The sequence below is a fragment of the Streptomyces chartreusis NRRL 3882 genome (assembly GCF_900236475.1).
Classification (GTDB): Bacteria; Actinomycetota; Actinomycetes; order Streptomycetales; family Streptomycetaceae; genus Streptomyces; species Streptomyces chartreusis_D.
The window spans coordinates 4,066,151-4,088,445 of sequence record NZ_LT963352.1 but is presented as its reverse complement, the minus strand read 5'-3'; the positions used below and the strand labels follow the sequence as shown (position 1 = coordinate 4,088,445).

General features: G+C 68.5%; 21 protein-coding genes and 1 pseudogene. 10 read left to right on the top strand and 12 right to left on the bottom strand.

Translation table 11 applies throughout. The features are described 5' to 3' along the window. Positions 1–27: 27 nt before the first annotated feature. Positions 28–861, bottom strand: coding sequence for an HAD family hydrolase (locus SCNRRL3882_RS18300; RefSeq protein ID WP_010031922.1), 834 nt, complete (start codon positions 859–861; stop codon positions 28–30). A gap of 576 nt (positions 862–1,437) precedes the next feature. On the opposite strand from SCNRRL3882_RS18300, the gene ssd reads away from it, so the two are divergent. The 6 genes and pseudogenes from ssd (at position 1,438) to SCNRRL3882_RS18270 (ending at position 9,619) form a co-directional block, all read left to right on the top strand. Continuing rightward, the gene (ssd, locus tag SCNRRL3882_RS18295) at positions 1,438–2,550 is read left to right on the top strand and encodes a septum site-determining protein Ssd (protein ID WP_010031920.1); all 1,113 of its coding nucleotides are present in this window, start codon (positions 1,438–1,440) and stop codon (positions 2,548–2,550) included. After that, positions 2,547–3,290 (top strand): annotated as a pseudogene (locus SCNRRL3882_RS18290) (CpaF family protein); the annotation flags it as partial. The gene ssd and the pseudogene SCNRRL3882_RS18290, both read left to right, overlap by 4 nt. A 98-nt stretch (positions 3,291–3,388) precedes the next feature. Then, positions 3,389–4,846 (top strand): site-specific integrase, encoded by a 1,458-nt coding sequence (locus SCNRRL3882_RS18285; protein ID WP_029180609.1) that lies wholly within the window; start codon positions 3,389–3,391, stop codon positions 4,844–4,846. After that, the gene (locus SCNRRL3882_RS18280; RefSeq protein WP_158688372.1) at positions 4,846–6,822 is read left to right on the top strand and encodes a hypothetical protein; all 1,977 of its coding nucleotides are present in this window, start codon (positions 4,846–4,848) and stop codon (positions 6,820–6,822) included. The genes SCNRRL3882_RS18285 and SCNRRL3882_RS18280 overlap by 1 nt, the downstream gene beginning before the upstream one ends. Continuing rightward, positions 6,819–9,191: a phage integrase family protein gene (locus SCNRRL3882_RS18275; RefSeq protein ID WP_010031913.1), complete on the top strand. Its 2,373-nt coding sequence runs from the start codon at positions 6,819–6,821 to the stop codon at positions 9,189–9,191. Before SCNRRL3882_RS18280 ends, SCNRRL3882_RS18275 begins: the two co-directional genes overlap by 4 nt. Beyond that, on the top strand, positions 9,191–9,619 hold the full coding sequence (locus SCNRRL3882_RS18270; protein WP_010031911.1) for a hypothetical protein: 429 nt from the start codon (positions 9,191–9,193) through the stop codon (positions 9,617–9,619). The genes SCNRRL3882_RS18275 and SCNRRL3882_RS18270 overlap by 1 nt, the downstream gene beginning before the upstream one ends. A 33-nt stretch (positions 9,620–9,652) precedes the next feature. Here SCNRRL3882_RS18270 and SCNRRL3882_RS18265 read toward each other — a convergent pair whose 3' ends face one another. Then, positions 9,653–9,997, bottom strand: coding sequence for a WbqC family protein (locus tag SCNRRL3882_RS18265; protein ID WP_010031909.1), 345 nt, complete (start codon positions 9,995–9,997; stop codon positions 9,653–9,655). A 101-nt stretch (positions 9,998–10,098) separates the two neighbouring features. Between SCNRRL3882_RS18265 and SCNRRL3882_RS18260 the strand changes: the two genes are divergently transcribed. Next, positions 10,099–10,371: an NUDIX hydrolase gene (locus SCNRRL3882_RS18260; RefSeq protein ID WP_010031908.1), complete on the top strand. Its 273-nt coding sequence runs from the start codon at positions 10,099–10,101 to the stop codon at positions 10,369–10,371. A gap of 105 nt (positions 10,372–10,476) precedes the next feature. Here SCNRRL3882_RS18260 and SCNRRL3882_RS40820 read toward each other — a convergent pair whose 3' ends face one another. Then, a complete protein-coding gene (locus SCNRRL3882_RS40820; protein ID WP_158688370.1) occupies positions 10,477–10,650 on the bottom strand; it encodes a hypothetical protein in 174 nt (57 codons plus the stop codon). A gap of 144 nt (positions 10,651–10,794) precedes the next feature. On the opposite strand from SCNRRL3882_RS40820, the gene SCNRRL3882_RS18255 reads away from it, so the two are divergent. Beyond that, on the top strand, positions 10,795–11,457 hold the full coding sequence (locus tag SCNRRL3882_RS18255) for a hypothetical protein (protein ID WP_102514827.1): 663 nt from the start codon (positions 10,795–10,797) through the stop codon (positions 11,455–11,457). On the opposite strand, the gene SCNRRL3882_RS18250 is transcribed toward SCNRRL3882_RS18255, so the two are convergent. The 5 genes from SCNRRL3882_RS18250 to SCNRRL3882_RS18225 all read right to left on the bottom strand — a co-directional run bounded on the left by SCNRRL3882_RS18250 (position 11,423) and on the right by SCNRRL3882_RS18225 (position 15,585). Continuing rightward, a protein-coding gene (locus SCNRRL3882_RS18250) for an IS5 family transposase (protein WP_086012443.1) occupies positions 11,423–12,231 on the bottom strand; the annotation gives its coding sequence in 2 pieces (ribosomal slippage) (positions 11,423–11,892 and positions 11,892–12,231; 810 coding nt in all). The two genes, SCNRRL3882_RS18255 and SCNRRL3882_RS18250, sit on opposite strands and share 35 nt — an antisense overlap. 64 nt (positions 12,232–12,295) lie before the next feature. Further along, complete coding sequence (locus SCNRRL3882_RS18245) at positions 12,296–12,937, bottom strand: class I SAM-dependent DNA methyltransferase (protein WP_010031903.1); 642 nt, start codon at positions 12,935–12,937, stop codon at positions 12,296–12,298. 438 nt (positions 12,938–13,375) lie between these two features. After that, a complete protein-coding gene (locus SCNRRL3882_RS18235; protein ID WP_010044150.1) occupies positions 13,376–14,236 on the bottom strand; it encodes an abortive infection family protein in 861 nt (286 codons plus the stop codon). A gap of 219 nt (positions 14,237–14,455) precedes the next feature. Beyond that, complete coding sequence (locus SCNRRL3882_RS18230; RefSeq protein WP_102514825.1) at positions 14,456–14,848, bottom strand: DUF6221 family protein; 393 nt, start codon at positions 14,846–14,848, stop codon at positions 14,456–14,458. A 443-nt stretch (positions 14,849–15,291) separates the two neighbouring features. Further along, complete coding sequence (locus tag SCNRRL3882_RS18225) at positions 15,292–15,585, bottom strand: hypothetical protein (RefSeq protein WP_029181469.1); 294 nt, start codon at positions 15,583–15,585, stop codon at positions 15,292–15,294. 307 nt (positions 15,586–15,892) lie between these two features. Here SCNRRL3882_RS18225 and SCNRRL3882_RS18220 point away from each other — a divergent pair, with 307 nt between their 5' ends. Both SCNRRL3882_RS18220 and SCNRRL3882_RS18215 read left to right on the top strand, forming a co-directional pair. Then, positions 15,893–18,388, top strand: coding sequence for a DEAD/DEAH box helicase (locus SCNRRL3882_RS18220; RefSeq protein WP_010044157.1), 2,496 nt, complete (start codon positions 15,893–15,895; stop codon positions 18,386–18,388). 170 nt (positions 18,389–18,558) lie between these two features. Beyond that, positions 18,559–18,789 (top strand): hypothetical protein, encoded by a 231-nt coding sequence (locus tag SCNRRL3882_RS18215; RefSeq protein WP_010044160.1) that lies wholly within the window; start codon positions 18,559–18,561, stop codon positions 18,787–18,789. A 51-nt stretch (positions 18,790–18,840) separates the two neighbouring features. Here the strand turns inward: SCNRRL3882_RS18215 and SCNRRL3882_RS18210 are convergent, their stop codons facing one another. From SCNRRL3882_RS18210 to SCNRRL3882_RS18195, 4 genes are all read right to left on the bottom strand, one after another. After that, complete coding sequence (locus SCNRRL3882_RS18210; RefSeq protein WP_010044162.1) at positions 18,841–20,304, bottom strand: UvrD-helicase domain-containing protein; 1,464 nt, start codon at positions 20,302–20,304, stop codon at positions 18,841–18,843. A gap of 73 nt (positions 20,305–20,377) precedes the next feature. Then, positions 20,378–20,851, bottom strand: a complete 474-nt coding sequence (locus SCNRRL3882_RS18205) for a hypothetical protein (RefSeq protein WP_010044163.1) — start codon at positions 20,849–20,851, stop codon at positions 20,378–20,380. Further along, positions 20,848–21,729, bottom strand: coding sequence for a DUF6083 domain-containing protein (locus SCNRRL3882_RS41765; RefSeq protein WP_078602916.1), 882 nt, complete (start codon positions 21,727–21,729; stop codon positions 20,848–20,850). Before SCNRRL3882_RS41765 ends, SCNRRL3882_RS18205 begins: the two co-directional genes overlap by 4 nt. Before the next feature lie 160 nt (positions 21,730–21,889). Beyond that, complete coding sequence (locus SCNRRL3882_RS18195; protein WP_010044175.1) at positions 21,890–22,162, bottom strand: helix-turn-helix transcriptional regulator; 273 nt, start codon at positions 22,160–22,162, stop codon at positions 21,890–21,892. Positions 22,163–22,295: the final 133 nt, after the last annotated feature.

Sequence of the window (22,295 nt, the reverse complement as noted above, 5' to 3'; positions counted from 1 at the left end):
TTCAAATAGGGCTTCGGTTCGCCCCGGTCAGGCGACGGTCGCCCGGCGCCGGTTCGCGTACCAGACGAGGCCGGCGGTGGCCGCCGCGGCACCTATCGCGGCGACCGCGACGAGCGCCGGACGCGGCGGTACGGAGAACGCGGGGATGCGCTGCTTGAGCCGGACCGGGCGGTGGAAGTCCAGAATCGGCCACCCGCGCGCGAGGGCCTCGCGGCGCAGCGCGCGGTCCGGGTTCACGGCATGGGGGCGGCCGACGGACTCCAGCATCGGTACGTCGGTCGCCGAGTCGCTGTAGGCGTAGCAGCGGCTGAGGTCGTACCCCTCGGACGCGGCCAGCTCCCTGATGGCCTCGGCCTTGGTCGGGCCGTACGCGTAGTACTCCACCTCGCCGGTGAAGCAGCCGTCGTCGCCCACGACCATGCGGGTCGCCACCACCCGGTCCGCGCCGAGCAGCTCGCCGATCGGCTCGACCACCTCCGTGCCCGACGTGGACACGATCACGACGTCGCGGCCGGCGGTGTGGTGCTCCTCGATGAGGGAGGCGGCCTCGTCGTAGATGATCGGGTCGATCAGATCGTGCAGCGTCTCGGCGACGATCTCCTTGACCTGCTGCACGTTCCAGCCGCGGCACAACGCGGACAGGTAGGAGCGCATGCGCTCCATCTGTTCGTGGTCGGCGCCGCCGGCCAGGAAGACGAACTGGGCATATGCGGTTCGCAAGACGGCCCTGCGGTTGATCAGACCGCCTTGGTAGAACGACTTGCTGAACGTGAGCGTGCTCGACTTCGCAATGACCGTCTTGTCCAGGTCAAAGAAGGCGGCTGTGCGGGGCAACGAGTGGTTTTCCACGCCCTTGAGCATAGGGGCAGCCCATTCGGCGTAAGGTGGGGCGCGTGGGTTTGCCTGAGAGGGCTCTCGGGTACACCATGGAAGTCACGGATCGTTCGCGACCGTGCTAACCCGGCCCGACTCCTCCCCCCCCGAGTCGGCCGTGGGGACGACCCCCGCTCTCCCCCCCGGCGGGGGTCGTCGCATGTCCGGGTGGGTTTTCTCCTTCTTCGCGCGGCCGGAGTGCCACCCTGCTGCCGCGTTGGCGGCATGTTTGGCATGCTCATGACTTATTACGGTGCGTAGTCGTCGGACTGCTCTGTGGCAGTCGTACAGAGGACCTGCGGGCGTCACCGGTATGGGTGACGGCGATATTCACAACCGTCGAGGCGTCCACAGTTATCCACCAAGATCCACACGATTTCCGGGATCGCTGCACCGTGATTCCAGCGCACCCCGCTCGCGGCGGGTTCATGGCCCGGCTCCGATTGCCGGGCGGCGTTCGGCCGGTTTGTGTCGGCCGCTCAAAGGGAGGCCGCCTTGCCGGTTCTTCCCACGTTTGGGAATCGCGGGGCCGCAGGGGCCGTGCGAGTCACGCAGCGAAGGGGGATGGAGACCGTGGCCGGAGCCGTCACACACGATCCGCCGCCGGCCGCCGGAGGGCGGCAGGGCGGACCACTGATCGTCACCGAGGACACCGAACTCCTCGACGACCTGCTGCGCCTGTGCGCGGCGGCGGGCGCCACACCCGAGGTGCACCACGGCGTGCCCGACCGCAGAGGCAGCTGGGAGAGCGCGCCGCTCGTCCTCGTGGGCGACGACGCCGCGCGGCGGGTGCGCGGCGCCGCGCGCAGAAGGGGAGTCGTCCTCGTCGGCCGGGACCAGGACGACTCCGGGGTGTGGCGGCGGGCCGTCGAGATCGGCGCCGAGCACGTCCTGATGCTGCCCGACGGCGAGCAGTGGCTCGTCGACCGCATCGCCGACGTGGCCGAGGGCGTCGGCCGGCCCGCCCTCACCGTGGGCGTCATCGGCGGCCGGGGCGGGGCCGGAGCGTCCACGCTCGCGTGCGCGCTCGCCGTCACCTCCGCGCGCGAGGGGCTGCGCACGCTCCTCGTGGACGCCGATCCGCTGGGCGGCGGACTCGACGTACTCCTCGGCGGCGAGACGGCCGACGGGCTGCGCTGGCCCGCGTTCGCCTCCTCGCGCGGGCGGGTCGGCGGGGGCGCTCTGGAGGAGTCGCTGCCCGAACTGCACTCGCTGCGAGTGCTCAGCTGGGACCGCGGCGACCGGATCGCCGTCCCGCCCCAGGCGGTGCGCGCGGTGCTCGCCGCGGCCCGGCGCCGGGGCGGCACGGTCGTGGTCGACCTGCCGCGCCGCATCGACGACGGCGTCGCCGAGGCCCTCACCCAGCTCGACGTCGGCGTGCTGGTGGTGCCCGCCGAGCTGCGTGCCGTCGCGGCCGCCGGGCGGGTGGCGTCCGCGGTCGGCATGGTCCTGCGCGATCTGCGGGTGGCGGTCCGCGGGCCGTACCCGCCGGGGCTCGACGACCGGGAAGTGGCCCGGCTGCTCGGACTGCCCCTGGTCGGCGAGGTGCCGGTCGAGCCGGAGCTGCTGCGCCCGGACGAGGGCACGGCACCCCCGGGCGCCGCCCCGCGCGGACCGCTCGCCCGGTTCTGCAAGGAGTTCTGGGAGCGGGCGCTCGTCGAGGCGGGTGCGGCGTGAGCACCCTGGCCGGACTGGAGGGCGCGGAACTGCTCGACGGGGTGCGGCGGTGGCTGGCCGAGAGCGGGGCCGAGCCGACCCCCGCGCGCGTGGCACAGGCCCTGCGGGAGCAGGGCCGGGTGCTCGGGGACGCGGAAGTCCTGGGGGCCGCCACGCAGTTGCGGTCCGAGCTGGTCGGCAGCGGGCCGCTGGAGCCGCTGCTCGCCGACCCGTCGGTGACCGACGTGCTGGTGTCGGCCCCGGACCGGGTCTGGGTGGACCGGGGCGGCGGACTGGAGCTCACGCCGGTGCGCTTCCCGGACGCGGCGGCCGTACGACGGCTCGCCCAGCGCCTCGCCGCCGTGGCCGGGCGCCGGCTGGACGACGCCCGGCCCTGGGCCGACGCCCGGCTGCCCGACGGGACCCGGCTGCACGCGGTGCTGCCGCCGGTCGCCGTGGGCTGCACCTGCCTGTCGCTGCGAGTCGTGCGGCCGCGTGCCTTCACGCTCGGCGAGCTGGTCGCGGCGGGCACGGTGCCGCCGGGCGGTGACCGCGTGCTGCGCGCGCTGCTCGACGCCCGGCTGTCCTTCCTCGTCAGCGGCGGCACGGGCAGCGGCAAGACGACGCTGCTGAGCGCCCTTCTGGGGCTGGTGGGACCGGACGAGCGGATCGTCCTCGCCGAGGACTCGGCGGAACTGCGGCCGGACCATCCGCACGTGGTGCGGCTGGAGACCAGACCCGCCAATCAGGAGGGCGCGGGTTAGCTCAAGGGTTGGTAGATATCTCAATGTCTCAGTGGTACACCACGGATGGCTGTTAGGTTCAAGTGATTATTGATGTCTCAGGGGTGGGGGGCTTCGTGGAGTACTTCTTCGTGTCGCACGCCAAAGTGCGCCGGTACGCGGGTGCCGTGGACGGTGTGGATCTGGACTGGGTCGAGTACGTGACCCGCAAGGGGGCGCTCAAGGAGGGCACGCCGTTCTTCCTGGGGTCGGATATGCGTCCGCTGGAGCCGTTGACCTCGTGCTTCTTCGATATGGCCAAGCGCCTGGATGCGGGGTCGCTCCAGGACTACACGTACGACCTCATGGATCTGGCCGACTTCCTTGGGCAGTTGGACCCGCCGACGGATCTGTTGTCGGCCACGGAGGATGACCTCGTCGCCTACCGGGACGAGCTCATGGAGTACCAGGACGAGCCGGTGTCGGCGGCCACGTGGATGCGGCGGCGGGCCGCGATCAACAACTTCTACGAGTGGGCTGTCGAGGACGCGAGGCTGCTGGACCGGCGCCCGTATCACCGACGCAAGGACGGCAAGGACGTTCTGTCCGTGTCCGTCGTCAACGATCTCGACGTCCGCCATCTGACCTATTCGCAGTGGCGGTTCCTGAAGCAGGTGGGGCTTCGCGGCCTGTTGCCGGACGAGCGGGCGGACCGGTCTTTCCGTGGGGCGGCACCGTTGCGCAACAGCGCGGCGGCAGAGCTGGCGGTGACGACCGGGATGCGCCTGCGGGAGTTCAGCACCCTGCTCGACATTGAGGTCGGGACGCCGCGCCCGGACGGCTCGGCTGCGCTGGTGGACCTGAGGGAGATGGCCAAATACAAGCTGCCTCGCACGGTGGAGATCCAGCACGCCACCTTGCGGGAGATCGACTTCTACCGGCGCACAGAGCGGGCGAAGATCGTGCACGAGGCCGCGCGCACACTGCACCGTCACCGGGCAGAGCTCTTCGTCGTCGACGACATCAACTCCCGTCAGGGCAAACTCAGCGGAGTCCTGCACGGTCGCCGGCGGACCTTCACGATCAAGGATATGGACGTGGCTACGCGCCGGATCGCGGTCATCGAGGGCGACCGGGGTCTGGAACCGATGGCGCTGTTCGTCGGCCGCGGCGGGCGCATGCTCTCCGCACAGCGCTGGCATCAGATCTTCGAGGACGCCCACGTGCGGGCCCTGCGGATCAGCAAGGAACACAAGCTCGAGACGGTGGTGCCGCGGGCATTCAAGATCCACGACTTGCGTCACACGTTCGCGATCTTCATGCTCCAGTTGCTGACCGAGCTGGTGGCGGAGCAGGAGGCGGAGCTGCGGCGGCTGGGCGGGCACACCGCGTACCTGGCCGATCACATCAGCAGGTCGCCGCAGTTGACGGTTCAGCGTTTGCTCGGCCATCGCCAGGCGACGTCGACCATGCGTTACCTGCGTTACATCCGCAAGACGAACCTGCTGGTCGCCCGGGCGATCGCGGACTGGAATGCCCAGGACACCACCTACGCCGACTACGCGGCCCGGCTGACGCAGGGGAGGGCTGCCTGATGCCCCGCCGGGGAGAACGCAGGAGCCGACAGCGTCCGGCCGCTGCCGTCGCGCCGCTGGCGCCGCCTGGACGGATCGGGGTCCGGGAACTCGTCTACGTTTACCGGCACCAGCGGATGGCCCACCGGATCGATCCGGCGGAGTTCGGGTGTTCGCTGCTGGCGGGCCAGTTGGCTGATGCCTGGCTGGACTATCACCGCAAGGCGGGTCTGGCCTTCAGTGGCAACTACGTCGCCGCAATCCGCAGTTTTCTGACGTTCGCTGGCACGCATCTTGCGGCCATCGGCCTCGATCCGGATGAAGCCCGGCTGGATGGCGGTCCCATCGACTTGGCCGAGGTGATCTACCAGTGGGAGGAAGATCTCGTCACCCGCTACGAGCCGACTTCGAGACAGCCGAACGTGTTGGCCGGTTTGTTGCTGACTCTAGTGGAGCACAGGGCGGTCCGGGACGCGAAGGTGCCCGAGCGCCTGCGGCGGCGGGCGGAAGGGCCGCCGACGTTCCGGGGTGGCTCGAGCGAGCCGTTGGACGAGTTCGCCAATCACGAGCGTCTGCTTCTGCTGGACGGTGCCAAGGCTGATGTCCGGGCCCTGGAGAAGCGGCTCGCCGTGGGCCGGGCTCTGCTGGCTGAGGGCCAGGACCCGCGCAGTGGAGGCTGGCGGTCGCTGCCCAATCTGGTCTGGGCGGCCCGGCACGGCGTGCTCGACATGCCCGCCCTGCTGTCGCATCTCCCGGCGCACTTCAAGTGGTGGCCGAAGCCGGTAAGGGCCATAGCGGCCGACCCCCTCTACATGGCCCGCTTCGGCGGAAAGTACGGCGTGATGACCACCGTCAGCGGCCTGCTGTTCCCCAACGAACTCGACCTGCAGCCGTTCCGGGTCCTGCTCCTGCTGGCCATGGGCGATGCCACCTCCGAGGAGGTGCACGATCTTTGTCTGGACGACCTGGAGTTCAGCGATGAAGGGGTCCGGGTGCTGCAGACCAAACTGCGGGCCCAGCGGGTCCGTCCGCATCTGCACGGCAACGACGGGCCGCGGGAGAGCGAGCGGCCTCTGGACGAGGACGAGGCACCTGGAGAGTCCGTCTACCCCGGCACCGGCAACTGGGACGTCCCCGGACTGCTGCGGCGCCTGATCGCGGTGAACACCCTGACCCGGGAGGTATTCGAGACCGATCCGTGGCTGTTCACTGCCGTCGAGTCCACCGACTACCGGCGTCGCATGGCCGCGGGGCGGGCGATCTTCAAGCGCCCGGGGCGCCGGTTCACCGACTGGATCGCCACCCATCCGGATATGGAAGGCGACCCGGCGAAGATCTCCGAGCCGCACGACGTGCGGCGGCTGCGGAAGACGTCGAAGACCACGCGCGTCGCCGCTCTGGGCGGCAGCCTGAGCGACCTGGCAGGGGACGACCACCACATAGAAGTGTTCCGGGGCCACTACGCGCACGGCACGACCGCGCACGTCCTGGCAGGCCGGGCGGTCAACCGGGCCCAGCGCGGAGTTTTCAACAAGATCAAGCCTGGCAAGCCCGTGCTGGTCACCGAGGGGGTCGAGGCCATGCTTACGGAGCCGGAGACGGCCGCTGAGCTGGGTATCTCGCCTGAGCAGGGGAAAGCCTTGCAGCACGGAGAACTCGACATGGGTGTCGTCAACTGCCGCGATCCCCACGACTCCCCGCACACACCCAAGGGCAAGCTCTGCCACGTCGCGCCGGCAATGTGCATGATCTGCCCGAACGCGATCGTGTTCACCTCGCAGCTGCCCCGGCTGCTGATGCTCGACGACCACATCGCCCACATGCGCAAGGTGCTGGCCCCACCGGTCTGGCAGGCCACCTGGGCCGTTCAGGCAGCCGCACTGAAGGAAGTGTTCGCCGAGTGCGCGGAACAGCTTCCAGAGGCCCGCCGGCAGATCGAGGAGGGCAAGTTCCGCCTCGACCTGCCGCTCGGAATGCGAACGGAGTACGAGCGATGACAACTGCCGCCGCCTTCCAGGTTCTGCCCTCGCAGACCATCCCCGACGACACACCCGTCCTCGGCGGCCGCCGCAACCTCATCCCCGGAGCGGAGGTCCCGCTCTTCGGGCAGAGCGGGTACTGGCCCGGCGACTGCCTTCGACGGCCGGCGAACCGGGTGAAGAGCGCCTGGCGGGCGTCGTTTCCCACGGACCCGCTCTGGAACCTGCGGACGCGCGAGATCGCCTTCGGGATGCTCAACTCCAGCCACAAGATCCTCCGGGATGCCGGCCTGTTCTTCCGGGCCGAGAACTGGAGCCTGCCTTCGGTCAGGCAGATGTGCGACAAGATGCGGCTCATCGCGACATGGGCGGTCGAACAGCAGATGCCCCACGATCTGGCCGCGTGGGCGGCGGAGGACTGGCAGGACTACCTCGACCATCACGCGCTGACGTCTGGAACGTCGACCCTGGCCAACGATGTTCTCACCATTCGCCGCCTGCTGGACTTCGCCCCGCTGCTGACCGGAGGCGGCCTGAGTGAGGACCCGTGGCCGGGGAAGTCGGCTGCGGAGGTGGCCGAGCGGACATACACCGGTGAGCTGTCCACCCCGTCGATTCCCCCGGCCATCTGGTGGCCGCTCCTGCGGGCCGCCTGGTTCTACATCGATGACATGGCTCCGCAGATCCTTGAACGCCGCGACCAGCAGGCCGCCGCCGTGGCGGCCTCTGCCGGGATACGGCACCAGACCCATCGGGCTCGGGACATCGACGTGAAGCTCGCCGCCTGGGTGCAGGACCCTGCTTCCCTGGTGCCCGTTCACGCGAGGGACTTCCGTGGATACCCGGCGGGCACGGTGATGTGGTCAACGCTGAGCCTGTGGCTGACGGGCGGTGTCAGCCAGGGCGTGTTCAAAACCGGCCGGGACTCGGGCCGGCACCAGATGAGGCGGAGGATGGTGCAGCAGCTGGCCGATGCAGGCCGGGTCCGGCCCGTCACGGCCAAGGAAGGCCGGGCCGCTCTGGGCGTCGTTGACCAGCCCGTCCGCGGCCGCAACCGGCGGCCCGATGACCTTGATGCCCAGGTCAAGAAATGGCTGGCCGACCCGGCCAACCGCATACCGGTCCGCCGGGAGTCCAGCGTCCACGGGCCGGCCGGAGAGCCGGTCTGGCTGACCCTGGAAAGCCGCGTATTCGGCACGGTGACCCGGGCGAACGTCTTCACCAGCGGCACTGCCCGCACCCGGCAGCGACAGCAGTGGGTGCGTGAGGCGATCACCGAGGACCGTACCGACTACATCGAGGACGGCGACCTCGAGCACGCCCTGCGAATGGTCAGAGCCGCCTGCTACGTCTTCATCGCCGCCCTCACGCTGATGCGCGACAGTGAACTGCAGGAGATCGAACGGAACTCCATCGTCGAGCACTACGGATCTCCCGCGATCGCCTCGAGGAAGGTCAAGCACGACGAATCCCGGCCCCGCCTCAAGTGGTGGATCACCGAACCGGTCGCACAGGCCGTGGCAGTCGCCGAACGCCTGTCCTGGCACGACAGCCACATCTTCGCCACCCTGGCCCCGCCCAGCGGGTTCCTGCCGGAGGGAACACGCGGCCGCGCGGGCTTCGATGCCTTCCGCGACATCGACTTCTTCATCGAGAACATCAACAAGACGCTGGACCGGACCGGACTGGAGCCCATCCCCGAAGGGCTGGTGCGACCGCACATGTTCCGCAAGACCATGGCGATCATCACCGCCCAGCAGCCCGATGGGGAGATCGCGCTCGGAATCCAGCTCAAGCACGCCGCCCGCCGGGCCCTGGCCAACCGGGTCACCGGCGGCTACGGAAGGATGGATGCGAACTGGAGCAAGGAGTTCGACAACCAGCTCGAACTGGCCGCCGCCCGCAGGCTCGTCGAACTCCTCAAGGCTCGCCGACAGGGCGATCCGGTCGCCGTCGGCCCCGGCGCCGCCAGGCTCCATGCCGGCCTGGACAAGGTCATCAAGGCCATGGACAGCGACCCGCACCTCCAAGCACAGATCGCGGACGAACGGATGCAGGTGAGCTTGCTGCGGGACGAGTTCGCCCAGCTACACTTCGGCACGATCAACCACTGTCTGTGGCAGGCGTCGACCGCCGAGTGCCAAAACCAGCTCCCGCCCGAGCAGCGGGGCAAGCAGCCGTTGCTCGGCGCGTGTCAGCCCGGCAAATGCCGCAACTCGGTGTTGACCTTGGAGAACGCCCCCTACTGGATCGCCGAAGAGGGCGACCTGCAAGACACCCTGCGACGCGAACGGCTCTCCCCGCCGCGGCGCGAGTCCATAGAGATCCGTCTCACCGAGGTGCAGTCGGTCACCGCACAATTCGCCAACCTGCAAGGTGCCCACTGATGCCGGTATCCGCCGCGACCGCAACGAAACTCCGTGAAGCCATGGCCCGGCTGCTGGCCGGTGAGCCCTTGCACACCAACGGTGCCCTGACCAAGGAGAACCTTGCCCGCGAGGCCCAGGTTAGCCACGCGACCGTCCACCGGGCCGAGGTGATCCTGGCCGAGTGGGACGCCAAAGTCGCCCGGCCGGTGCTTCGCACCCCCGGCGAAGTGCAGCGCGACGAGACGATTACCGACCTGCGTAAGCAGCTGCGGGAGGCTAAGGCCCAAGTCACCGAGGCCCAGGGCAAGCTCGACGCGCTGGCCGCGGTGACCGCGAACCTCTACCACGAGAACATTGCGCTGAAGAAGAAGCTCGGCAGCAACCGGCGCCTGGCCTCGATCCCTGCTCCCGCCACAGAACACGGTCCCGTTCGAACGGACGGCTGAGCACATAGGTCCGTGCGCGATGGTGCACGACCTTCATCTGTACTTCCCCCCTCGAGAAGGGGGGAAGTACAGCAATAGGTGCTCAGGCCGCAGCTTTGAGGGAGTCCAGGGCTCCGGCGAGGGCCCGGAGCCGGGCAGCGAGGCCGGGCCGAGGTGGGCCAGGGCCCACAAGGCGGTGACGCGCCGGGCGGAGGCCCAGATCCCGGCGGCCGGGGGCAGGAACGGGGCGACGGCGATGCCGCGGGCGGTGAACGGGGCCGGGTCGAGATACGTCATCCCGCCGGTCCCGCACAGATACGTGCCAGCGCCAGCTGCGGCGGTGAGGTCGGCGAGCCGCTCGGATCGCTCGGTCCGGGCGGACAGCCCGCCGGCGGTCACGATGCGGCCCGGCAGGGGTCAGGCCAGGCTGACCAGTGACACCAGTTACCGGACCACCTCCGGCGCCCGGCTGCTGCTGTTCCGAGGCCCCCGCTCGGCGAGTGGGCGGGCAGGCCCCAGCGGGCACCGGGAAACCTCAGCAGGACGAGCCCACCCATCAGCACTTCGACTTCCGCTTCCTCTTCCGCACCACCGCCGACACCGGCAACCTCCAGACCAAAGAGGTTTCCGACGCCGCCTGGCGCGAGCTCGACAGCATCAGCGACCCGATCCTGCGACGACACATCGCCGATGCCCTCGTCAACGCCGACAGCGACGCCGCGATGAACGGCCAGCTCCCCCTCGCCAACCCCTGGTCTCTCACGGGCGAGTGAGGGACTGGACCGGAGCGAGTCTTCTACTTCCAGCACCGTGGGCCCTCTGAGACTCATCAGAGGGCCCACGGTGCTGCGCAGCCGACTTCAGCCGGCGCGGACGGTCTATGAGCGCATGACCAGATGAAGGAACCCTGCCAGCCCAATCGCGACCGTTACGCCGGCCCCCAGCCCCTCCACGCGGCCGACTGCCACCCCGCCGATCAAGCTCGCCAGCAGGATGACCACCCACCGCAGCGGCAGTCCTTCGCTGCCGGAGCCGCCTTCCCCTGCACTCACGCTGCTGTCCTTCCCTGGAATGCCATCGGCCTATCCCTCGAACTACCTGTTCAGGAGGTGCCCTTGTGCTTCCAAGCCTTCCGGCTGCGGCCGCCAAACACTAGGCTTTGACGGCGACAACACGGAGGGGGGGTTATCACTATCGTGGACGACGAGCCCACTGAAGCGATGTCCATTGCCGGGGACGGAACCTGGGGATGGGTTTACGCCTTCGCCAACGGCTCAGAGGCTGTCGATGTCACCTACTCCGACATCCCAGGCCCCTGGGTCTACTCCGTCGAAGGACGGATGGTGGCCGGGAAGCCGGCCATCACGAGGCTGTCGATCGTGCCCCGAGACCCAGAGAAGCCTGAGGCGATCACCCGGGAGACCGTCCGTCGCGCGCCGACAGGAACCATTCTGGGGAGGGTCAAGAGCGCTCTACGGACCAAGTGGAACAACAAGGTCGGCGACGTCTACGCCCAAGCCCGCATTCAGTCGGTAAAGGTCGGTCGGTCCTGGCCCGCGGGACACTTCGTCCAGGTCGCATGGTTCGCCGTCGATGCGGAATTGACGGGTCGGGCTCCTCGGCAGGTCATCCAGGACACGTGGGGAGTCAGCGGGATCACCGCCAGCCGTTGGCTCGCGCGGGCTCGCAAACTGGGCTACCTGCCGGACTACCCGCTCACGCCAGTTGAGGGCCGGCCGCACGCATACGACTACGTTGCCGCAACGCGGATCCTCGAGGAACAGATCGTCCAGAAGGTACTCCGCGAGGGGCTTACTGATCGTTTCAGAATGAGGTTCGCAGGCGACGGAGGCAGATGATGCTGCAGGCCAGTTCGAGCAGACCCAGGTGGAGATCGGCCCGTCGTTCATAGCGGATGCGAAGTCGTTTGAACTGGTGCAGCCAGGCGAAGGCGCGTTCGACCACCCAGCGCACTTTACCCAGCCCGGAACCGTGGGCGACGCCGCGGCGGGCGATCATCGGCTTGATGCCACGCTTCCATAGCAGGCGGCGGTACTTGTCGAAATCGTAGCCCCGGTCGGCATACAGGCGGTGGGGTCTACGGCGAGGTCGTCCCCGGAGGCCACGAATCGATGGGACTGCCTCCAGCAGCGGCAGGAGCTGGGTGGCGTCGTGCCGGTTCCCGCCGGTCAGCCTGACGGCAAGCGGTGTGCCGTGACGGTCGACGATCAGGTGATGTTTGGAACCGGGACGGGCGCGGTCAACAGGCGACGGCCCGACGTGATCCCCCCTTTGAGCGCCCGGACATGCGAACCGTCTACAGCGCAGTCGTCCAAGTCCAGCAGGTCGGCGCGACGCAGCTCGGTCAACAAGGTGGCGTGCAGACGGGGCCACACGCCGGCCTCCGTCCAGTCCCGCAGCCGGCGCCAGGCCGTCACCCCGGAACAGCCAACGGTCTCCGCGGGGACGTCGCGCCAGGCGACGCCCGTCCGCAACACGTACATGACACCGGCGAGGGCCGCCCGATCGGGAACACGCAGTCTGCCCGGGTAGCGGTGCCGCCGCTCGGGAGCGGGCGGCAACATCGGAGCCACCCGCTCCCACAGGTCGTCAGGAACAAGATCAGCACGCACGCGGACAGCCTGTCGACCAAGGTCGCCTGACACAAGACCCGCAGCGCAACGTGCTGTTCAACGATCAGCTACGCCGTGCGAAAAGAATCGCTTGCGATGCTTTCTCTTCGGGGGCAAGCAGCATCTGGGCCTCGACCTCAAATCCAGCGTCGCGCAGCCACGCGGCCACCTGGCTCGGCTGACGACGGTGGACATGGACCTTCATCGGGTGGCCGCCGTAGCCCTCGGTCTTCAGTCGTGATTCGTCGCCGACGTGGAACAGGAGCTGCAGCGGTCCGCCCGGCCGCAGTGCCCGATGGAAGTGCCCGATCACAGACGGCACCTCATCATCGGGGATGTGGATCAACGACTGCCAGGCCAGCAATCCGGCGACCGAGGCGTCAGGGAGGTCCAGGTCCGTCATCGAGCCCACCTCGAACCGCAGGCCGGGATGGTCGCGCCGGGCAACCGCGACCATTCCGGGAGAAAGGTCGATGCCGAAGGCGTCGACGCCGAGAGTGTGAAGGTGGCCAGTGACGTGACCGGGGCCGCAGCCGATGTCTGCCACCGGTCCGCCGCCCGCGGCACGCACACTTTCGGCGAACAACGCCAGAGCCGCACGCAGGTACTGAAGCCGGTCGATGGCATCGCGCACGTAGTCGGCGTAGCCAACCGCGGCCGTGTCGTAGGAGGTTCGGGTGTCGGCCAACCAGTCGTCCGTCCACATGGCCGACACGCTAGTCCATATCTGCTCGACCTTGCTGGCAGCCCGATGTGCCACCGCAGCCTGCGCATCTCATTTTGAAACGATCAGTTAGCCACACCTCCGACCCAGCCACGGTGAGGAGTGAACTCTGGGAAGTCCTCCACCGCGCGATCCTCGACAACTCAAAGGAGGCCGTGCGGCTTCGGACTGAGATCTTCGTCGACATCTTGGCCCAACTGGCCGAGGGCGGTCCTGACGAGCAAATGCAAACGGCAGCGCAGCACCTCCGCGACCGGATCGCTCAGGCTCCCCGCTAGATGATTTATTCCAAGGGGTCAGTGATCGGGTCACACTTGGCCTGACGGCGGGATAAGGAAGCAACGCTAAGGTCCAGTTTCCCCCCGGGGCTCCTGATCGGCATGTCCGGGCCGAGGCGGGCCGAGGTGATCTGGACGTAGATCAGGTGGTGACCTTGCGCCACGGAGCGGCCGGGTCCGCCAGCGTGTCGAGAATCAGCTCGCACCAGGTCACGGCGGCGTTGACCGTCAGGCGGGCGTGGCGGACCCCTAGGCCGCTCGGGGCGCTCGCCTGGCCGTGTCCGCTGCCGAAGCCCTGGTTGCGCAGCTCGGCCACGCCGACGGCGATGTTGATCGCGCCGGACAGGACCTTCCTGATCGCTTTGCTTCCGTCGGGGCCTGCCGGCGCCGAGGCGGCATCGAGTTTCAGCGACTTCTGCACGGTGTTGATGAGGGAGGGCAGGGCCGCGTTGCTGTCGATCTCGATGGCCAACTCCCGGAGGGCGGTTTTCGCAGTCGCCTCGATGAGCTGCTTGGCCGCCCCGATCGCACCTGACGGGTCCGTTGTCAGGTCTCGCCGGATGCGCTCCAACTCGATCGTGATGCCGGAGGGGTCGCTCAGGTTGCTGAGGTCACGGGCCAGAACAGGCGGCGCCGCCCACGAGATCTTGCCGCTCTGGTCAAGCGAGAAGCCGTCCCTCTCCAGGCGAACGCGGATGTTCTCCAGCCACGTAGGGGTGTCCTGCTGCCCGGGGTCCCGGTAGGCACGGATGAAGTCCTCGAAGACGAGAAGAGCCCGCCGGACGTGGTCGGGGTCAGACCAGTCCACGCCTTCGGCATAGAGCATGAACTCGGTCCGCCGCTGACCTGAGTCCTGGTACTTCAACTGTTCAGGCGGGATGGGCGCGAATCCGTGATCCTCCCACAGCTCGGCCACGATCCGGAGCGTGAGGTCCGTGGCCAGAGCGCGGAAGGCGTTGCGGGTCGCGGGACTCACCAGCTCCCGGCGGGCAGTGACGGTCATGGACTGAAGATACGAGCGGATCCTGACAGCGTCATGACCTTTTACGACAACGTCTTTATCCGCGCTGAGCCGCCTGCGCGAGGTCTGTCTTCACACGGCGGAGCATCAGCAGAGCCTCAGGTTAAGGATCTCGGCGCACTCTAGGCCCCCTGCCCGCCGAGCATGTGGGCCCGCGGTACGCCTTCTGGCGCTCCCCAAAGTCAAAGCGATGTCTCCTAGTCAGCGGGTGCTGAGCTTGTCCCCACCGCGCTCGTTCTCGTGCACGTACTCGATCAATCCCCACTCAGGGTCGTAATCGGGGTGGTCGGCGTATGCCCAAACGAGTCTCTCGATCACCGGACTACGGAGAAACTCGGGAACAGCAGCGATCAAGTGCACGGCCCCCTTCTTCAAGACGGGTAGGCTCCTGGCATCCGCTTCCGCCTTCAATGCCGTCCCAAAGTTGCCCTCCACCCACGCCACGAGCTGGCGCTTGGCCTCGACGTCGGCGAGGACGCGGGCCTGCAACGTTTTCAGGTCCTGGCTCTTGCCGGGCTTCACTGCGCGAGCAGCCTTCTCGTCCTCGCGAAGCCGGGCCTTGAGGAACTGCATCGCGCCGTCGAAATTTCTCATCGCCTTGCCCCCCCTTGTTGGTGCGCTGATGGGTCATCATCCACCAGGCTGGTCGGTCCGCGCCGCGCCATGGCCCCCAGCGCCACTCGCGACGACCTTGCCACGATGCGCCGCCGCATCTCCGCGAGCATCTCAAGTGAGACGACTGCGGACGCCGAGGCATCCTGAGCTGGCCGTCGCTCCACCGTTTTCTCGACGAGGGTCTTCGGGGGTGGCCGGGACCGGGCCCGCCTCGGCCTTTTAAGCTTGGAGGTGCTCGTACAGGGCCATCTCGTCACCCCCCACCACGAGGGCCCTCCAGACCGCGTCAGCGTCCGCCGGGAGGAGTTCGCTGCCAGGAACTCGTCCCGCTTCGGGGAGGCCGCGCCGGCTCAGGACACGCCTCTCAGTCGGCCGCCCCGTGATCTGGTCCTCCGTCTCGCGGGGACGGCCGTGGCTTCCTCTCAGGCGCCCGGACGAATCCTGTTCTGGGTGAGACGGTCAATGACCTGAGTGGGAAGACACCCGTGTTCCGTCATCACCGATCGAACGTGCTGTCGCAGTGTCTGCTCTGCCTGGATTCCTGCCGCGCTGGTAAGTAGATCGCGCCAAACGATGGAGACGTCACCGGCGACCTGTTCGATGGTCTCGGTCGAGGCGAGGTAGACGTTGGCGTTCGCAGCCGGGGCGTGCTGCGGATCGACGGTGAGCCGGTCCGACACGATAATCGCCGGACTACCGGCGGGTGGGTGAACCATGGAACGATCCGCCGCCAACTGATCCTGGCTGTGAGTGCCAGCGACCAGGCAGAAGGAATGCATCAGGATGACGCGCAGCTGCTACGCCGCCGGATGCATGGGCGCCGGGCTGGGGGCCGCCGGTGCCGCAGCCCGGCCGGAGCTGGGCCGAACTGGTCGGCGGCCCGCTGGATCGGATCCCACGTATCGCAGCCAGGGACCTGGTGCAACCCAGATGTGAACACGCTGTTCTCTTCGCTACTGTCTGTCGCGGTGGCGCCCCGGGGGTGGGAGGCCCCGTTAGCGCCGGATTCCTCAGGGGGCTCATATGGTGATCGACTTCTCTTCCTTCGGATCGGGTTCCGCCCCGACGCCCACCGACCCCCGGGTGCTTTTTGACGCGCTGCCCGGGCGTGCTGCCCAGTACGAGTTCCTGCGTGACCCGCAGGGACAGGTACTCCAGGCGTGGTACGACCGGCGCTCGGAGAAGGACCTGGTCGTCAAGCTCAATACGGGCGGCGGCAAGACTCTGGTGGGGCTTCTGATCTGTCAGTCGAGTCTGAACGAGAGCGCCGGCCCGGTGCTGTATCTGGCCCCGGACCCCTATCTCGCCTCGCAGGCGATGGAGCAGGCCGTGGACCTCGGGCTGGAGGTGACCTCGGATCCCAAGTCCACCCGCTTCGCGAGCGGTGAGGCGATCTGCGTGCTCAGCCTACACCGGTTCGTCAACGGCAAGAGCGTCTTCGGGCTCCAGGGGGACGGACGCCCTGTCACCGACGTCGGCACGATCGTCGTCGACGACGCGCACGCGGCGCTGGCGACCGTGCGAGAGAAGTTCACCCTGTCGCTGTCGAGAGCCCGGCATGCCGAGGCGTTCACCGCACTGTTGGAGCTGTTCACCGATGACCTGCTCCAGCAGTCGGAGATCACCTACCTGGGCCTGACAACGCAGGACCCCTCGGCGGTCGCGCAGGTACCGTTCTGGGCCTGGACCCGCCGCATCAGTGACGTCAGCGCGATTCTGAACGGTTTGCGGGACGATGAGGACCTTCAGTGGTCCTGGCCCCTGGTCAAGGATGTACTGCCTGTCTGCCGAGCCGTCTTCACCGGAGAGGGGCTGGAAGTCCAACCGCCGTACCCGCCGATCGGCAAGATTGCCAGCTTCGCGCGGGCGAGGCGCCGGGTCCACCTGACCGCGACTCTGGCCGACGACAGCATCTTGGTCACCGACTTCGCGGCCGACCCGGCCACCGTGGGGACTCCGATCACCCCGGCGAGCGCCGGCTATCTCGGGGATCGCCTCATCCTCGCCCCCCAGGACATCAACCCGTCGGTCACCGACGCGGCTGTGCGGGCGATGGCCGCGAAGCTCGCCGAGCGGGTCAACGTCGTAGTCCTGGTGCCCTCCCACCGCAAGGCCGCCGCATGGGGGCCGTACGCGAAGATCACCGCTGCGGACTCCGAGCAGATCGGGTCCGCGGTCAAGGAACTGCGCAGTCGGCATGTCGGTTTGGTCGTGCTGATCAACAAGTACGACGGGATCGACCTGCCCCGCACAGCATGCGAAGTACTGGTCCTGGACGGTCTGCCGCAGGCTTATGGCGGCCTCACCCGCCGCGAGGCGATCGTCGTCGGCGATTCCGATGCGATGGTGAACCGGCAGTTGCAGCGCATCGAGCAGGGTATGGGCCGCGGAGTGCGTTCCGTCAATGACCACTGCGTCGTCCTGCTTATGGGACCGCACCTGTCGCAGCTGATCGCCTCACCCCGGTACCGGGCCCGGTTCAGCCCTGCCACCGTCGCCCAGATCGAGTTCTCCCGCAAGATCGCCTCGCATCTGGCCGGACAGCAGCTCGAGCAGATCGAAGGCGTGATCGCGCAGGTCTTGGGCCGTGACCCGGGCTGGGTCTCCGCCGCCCGCACCGCCCTGGCCGAGGTCACCTACCCTCAGAGCACCATCTCCAAGGTCGCCGCGCCCGCGCGTAGGGCCTTCGACCAAGCCGCGCTCGGCCAGTATTCGCAGGCCGTTACCCATATGAGCGAGGCGGTTGCCGCGGCCACTGACCCGGCCGAGCGCGGGTTCCTCCAGGAACAACTCGCTGCCTATCAGCATTTCACTGACGAGCCCAGGGCCCAGCAGACCCTGGTCAAGGCGCTGGTGCACAATCCTGAGCTGCTGCGACCGATCGACGGCGTCAAGGCCACCCGGATCAAGGCCACCGACACCCAGGCGGCACTCGCAGCCGCCTACCTGGCCGAGAAGTACAGCGACCGCAACGAGCTCCTGGTGGGCATCGACGTCCTACTCGACGAACTCACGTACCACCCGAACCCGAAGCGAGTCCCCATCTTCGAGCGGGCCCTGGAACGCCTTGGGTATCACCTCGGATTCGAGGCCCAGCGACCGGAGCGCACGACCGGCAACGGGCCGGACGTCCTGTGGGCGATCGGGGAGTTGAGGTACTTGGTTCTGGAAGCCAAGTCAGGGGCCACCTCTGACAAGATCTGGCGTAGTGACGTCGCGCAGCTGGCTCACTCCATGAGCTGGTTCCAGCAAACCTATGACCAGACCTGCACTGCCACCCCGGTACTGCTGCACCGCGTCAACACCCCGGAGAACAACGCCGTCGCCCCGCCCGGCACCCGCATCGTCACCGAGGACATGATGACGAAGCTGGGTGAGGCGCTGCGCAAGGCGACGCTCGCGCTCGCTGACGCGGATAACTGGAGTGATCCTAAAGCGGTGGCCGAACAGTTCACCGCCCACCGGCTCCTCGCCCAGGGCCTCGTCGAACGATTCAGCGTCAAGCCCCGCTCCTTCTGACCGTTGCGATTGCGGACCGGGCGGTGGCACGGGGTTCCGTCTTCGGGGCCCGACAAGCTGTGAGAGCGCTCTGACCTGTACGCGGAGTGGTTATCCACAGGACTGCACGTGACCAAGCCCCCCGGCTCGTACGGTATGGACCTCCCTGATCACGAGCACGGGGGTGCGCAGTGCCGTACGAGGTCGACCTGGCGGTCCGGGTGGAGGACGCCCTAGATGAGCTGCCACCGGAGGGGCGCAAGGAGGTGATGGAGACAATCGCCGCCGCGCTTCTGCGACCGGGTGAATGGCCGCAGCCCGGCGGCTGGCGCGCCACGCTGATCTTCGGTCCTCGCTCGTGGGTGTGGATCACCGCCTTCCTCGGTGGCATCGAAGTGATCGATATCGGCTGGGCAGGCTGAGCCCGGCAGGCGGCCTGAGGCACCGCGCTGCCAGTCGGTCTCTATGCGGGATCATCCGCCTTCTACCTGCTGGGCGGATGCAGTCCATGCCAGGCCGCCGAGGTCGAGTCGATTGCGGGCACGAGTGATGGCGACGTAGGCGAGACGGGCGTCCAAATCGCTCACTTCAGGGGGCTGGCTGGCTGCCGGAGCGCCGGGATCGGTGTCCTTCGGCTTGGGAAAGTCCTTGCCGATCCTCACCGCCGGCCATTCGCGGCCTTTGGCCTTGTGGGCGGTGGAGACGGTGACGTCGGCGTGCGTCTCCTCGGCGAGTTGCGACACAGCGGCGAGGATGGCGTCGGGGCCGTGGGTGTCGACGAGGTCGACGAAGGGCTGTAGGTCGCGGCCGGCCGGATCGTAGGCGGTGTAGTCCTGCAGGTCGCCCCAGGACGCGAACAGCACGAGTTCGGGGTGGTGAGTGCGGCGTCCTTCCTTCAGATCACGGGCAGCGAGAGCGAGTTGTGCCAACTGCTGGCCTCCGCGTGTGAGGGCGACGCGGTGTCCTTCGCCGAGCAAGTGCATGACCTCCGTCATCGCGCCGATGTTGGTTCGGCACAGCACCGCGTCGGGGTGCTCGACGCTGCTCACCTCAGCGGGAATGCTGGTGGTCCCCGTCAGGCGGATGGGGGCGTCGGCGAGTGCGAGCCACCGGTTGGCCTCGTCGGCGATCTGCGGCCCGAACCGGAACGAGCGGGTGAGGGTCAGCTGCTCGGCGTCAAAGCCGGTCATCACGTCGGTTGCGCCCCGCCAGCCGTAGATGGCCTGTGCCGAGTCGCCGACCATGACGAGCTGAGCGTGGTCTCGCTGGGCGATGAACACTCGCTCCAGAACTGGATTGGTGTCCTGGGCCTCGTCGAGGAAGAGGAAGTCGGCTTCGATCTTCGGGCCGGTCAGCGCCCACATCTTGAGGTAGTGGTCGTGCTCGAAGCGGACGATGCCGTGGTCGGGGCGTTGCAGGTCTGCCCACGCCTTGGCCGCGAAGGGGAGCACGAGCTCGGCGAACTGCCGGTGGTCTGCGGGTCTGTCGAGGCCCCGCACACGCGGCACGTGGTGGTGCGTCAGAGTGGCGTCGGCTGAGTGGCAGAAGCGGGTGATGGTGCGCAGCACGTTGTGGGACAGGGTTCTCTGACTGATCTCGTAATCGGCGATCCGCAGGGAGCGCAGGATGCCGAGGGCCTGGCCGATCTTCCAAGCCGGCTGGCGGGGGCTGTTGAGCCGGTCGGCGTAGCGGTGGCCGAGTGCGGCGAAGGCGGTAGCGTGGGCGGTGCGGCACTGCACCGTGGACGGGAAGCGGGCCGCGGCGTCGCGCGCGATGTCCTTGTTGAAGGCCAGGTAACGGCCTCGGCGTTTAGTGCTGGCGGCGAGCAGGCACAGCGTGCTGGTCTTCCCTGTTCCGGCTCCGGCCTGCAGCGCGAGGTGCTGGCCGGAGCGGAAGGAGTCCGCCGCGTGGACCTGTTCGGGGGTGGGAGTGTGCAACTGGACTCCGTGGGATGGAAACGGCCAGACCCAGGGCATCTGATGATGGGGATGCCGGGAAACGACGGATGGTTCACCCGGGCGGGCGCGCCTGGAAAAGACGGGCTGCGGCGCAGGCTAGGACTTCTTCCGGGGTGTGGTGGGTGAGCAGGCTGCGCAGCCGCGACTCGAGACGCTGGTGCCGCTCGCGCTGCTCTCGCGCAAGGCCGACGGTGATCCGCTCGCTCAGGACTTCCCCGGCGCGCGCACCGCTGGTGGCCGCCTCCTGGCGAATCTGTGCGTTGGCGCGGCGGCTGAGGACGACGTTGAGCAGGACCCGGCCGTGGCGGTCGGGGTAGTGCGTGCTGAGCACGTCGATCGGCAGGGCCGAGTCCAGCCGACGCCGCAGCCGGTGCAAGGCGCGGCCCGCGCTCTTGCCGCTCTGCACCGTCATCAACCGGGTGCGGTCCGCGTTTGCGGCGAACGTCACGCAGCAGCGGGCGCGGTGAAGCTCCCGCGCGGAGGCGGGCCGGGTCAGGACGACCTCGACGGCGTACTGATGCGTCACGACTGGGCCTGCCGTGGAGCGGGGCCGCCGGGACGACGTCCGTGTGAGGGCAGGCGGGTGCGGATGTGTTCGTGGTGCCGAAGCGGATCGAAGGGCTCCCAGTCCGCAACGGCGAGGTCACCCGCCGCAGGGGCGGCGGCATGCTGGTCACACCGCTGGGCACGCCACCGCAGCTGTTCCTGGTAGGGCAATGCGGACAGGCTGTAGACGGCCATGACATCCGACGGCAGGGCGAGCTGGCCTTGGGGGGCGCTCACTGGCACCAGGGCCCACACACCGTGCAGAGAGCTGGGGCCGAGAACCTTGGCGGTGCAGCGGCCACGGCGCAGCGTCTGGGCGACGCACTGGATTTCGTCGACGGGGCGGGAGGCCAGGTAACGGACGAACAGCAGCTGCGCGACAGGCCGAGCCGGTTGGCAGACGGCCTGGCCCGGCTGCGGACTGCTGGCTGGCGCGCCTGGCGGAGCGAGGCCTCCGGCGTCGATCAGACGGCGTGTGCGCAGGGCGAGAGACCGGCGTAGCCCGGACAGCTGTGGCGCGGCAGGCGGCGCCGGGCGGCCGGGGCACAGCAGCGCGTGCGCAAGCCGGCACCAGCCGCTCCCGTCACCTGCGGGATGGGCGATACCGCGGCTGACGTGCCAGCGGCAGGACTCTGGCACCCGGGCCGCAGGCACTTCGTGCGGATGCAGCTGCACCGGGCGGTCGTCGGCGCGCAGGTACCACTCGACCGGATTGCCGCACGCGCGGCAGGAGGCAGCCTGGCCGCAACGCAGCAGCCGGCTGGCGCTGTCGGGATTGATACGCAGGGACCGCCGCCGACGCGCGCTCGCTCGACTGCCGTCCCAGCACCATGGAGAAGGAGAAGGTGAGGAGCACATGCGGGCGAACCTGCCAGCCGACACGCCGCACCGGCGGTACCCGGCCCGGATGGTCCCCCAGGTAGAGCAGAACGGGGCGACAGGAGTGCGAACGACTGCTCGCGCATTCGATATGGCGTTGCCGGATGGGGTGAATCGCCGCCGGTGCTGGCGGCCCGGATCAGATGTCGGAGCTGGCGTCCGCCCCGGGCAGGTCGTGCTCGTGGCAAAGGGTGGCGAAGAGGTCGTCGAACGGTGTGTCCAGGGCGTGTGCGAGGGCGTGCCACGTCTTGAGGGTGCCGATGGTGCGGCCCTGCTCGATCTCGATCACGGTGCGCCTGGCCAGGCCGCTGCGGGCGGCGAGCTCGTCGTAACTCCACCCGCGTTCAGCCCGCAGGCGCCCCAGCTCCAGCCGGAGCGCGTTGAGGTCCGGATCGGGCGGCAAGATCGTCACCCGACCATCCGACGGTGCAGACCCCTGCCCTGTCAGTGCAGACCTCTGCCCTATTTGCCTCAGTGGCTCCACCGACAGCAGGGCAGGGGTCTGCACTACGGTGTCGGCCGTCCCCGCCGTACGACGCGGGAGG

Excerpts from the sequence above, each read along its gene's own strand:
- SCNRRL3882_RS18235 (WP_010044150.1), bottom strand. The coding sequence starts at position 14,236 with ATGACCGTCACTGCCCGCCGGGAGCTGGTGAGTCCCGCGACCCGCAAC.
- SCNRRL3882_RS18245 (WP_010031903.1), bottom strand. The coding sequence starts at position 12,937 with ATGTGGACGGACGACTGGTTGGCCGACACCCGAACCTCCTACGACACG.
- ssd (WP_010031920.1), top strand. The coding sequence starts at position 1,438 with ATGGAGACCGTGGCCGGAGCCGTCACACACGATCCGCCGCCGGCCGCC.
- SCNRRL3882_RS18300 (WP_010031922.1), bottom strand. The coding sequence starts at position 861 with ATGCTCAAGGGCGTGGAAAACCACTCGTTGCCCCGCACAGCCGCCTTC.
- SCNRRL3882_RS41765 (WP_078602916.1), bottom strand. The coding sequence starts at position 21,729 with ATGTGCTCCTCACCTTCTCCTTCTCCATGGTGCTGGGACGGCAGTCGA.
- SCNRRL3882_RS18225 (WP_029181469.1), bottom strand. The coding sequence starts at position 15,585 with ATGGTTCACCCACCCGCCGGTAGTCCGGCGATTATCGTGTCGGACCGG.
- SCNRRL3882_RS18230 (WP_102514825.1), bottom strand. The coding sequence starts at position 14,848 with ATGAGAAATTTCGACGGCGCGATGCAGTTCCTCAAGGCCCGGCTTCGC.
- SCNRRL3882_RS18275 (WP_010031913.1), top strand. The coding sequence starts at position 6,819 with ATGACAACTGCCGCCGCCTTCCAGGTTCTGCCCTCGCAGACCATCCCC.
- SCNRRL3882_RS18280 (WP_158688372.1), top strand. The coding sequence starts at position 4,846 with ATGCCCCGCCGGGGAGAACGCAGGAGCCGACAGCGTCCGGCCGCTGCC.
- SCNRRL3882_RS18220 (WP_010044157.1), top strand. The coding sequence starts at position 15,893 with ATGGTGATCGACTTCTCTTCCTTCGGATCGGGTTCCGCCCCGACGCCC.
- SCNRRL3882_RS18270 (WP_010031911.1), top strand. The coding sequence starts at position 9,191 with ATGCCGGTATCCGCCGCGACCGCAACGAAACTCCGTGAAGCCATGGCC.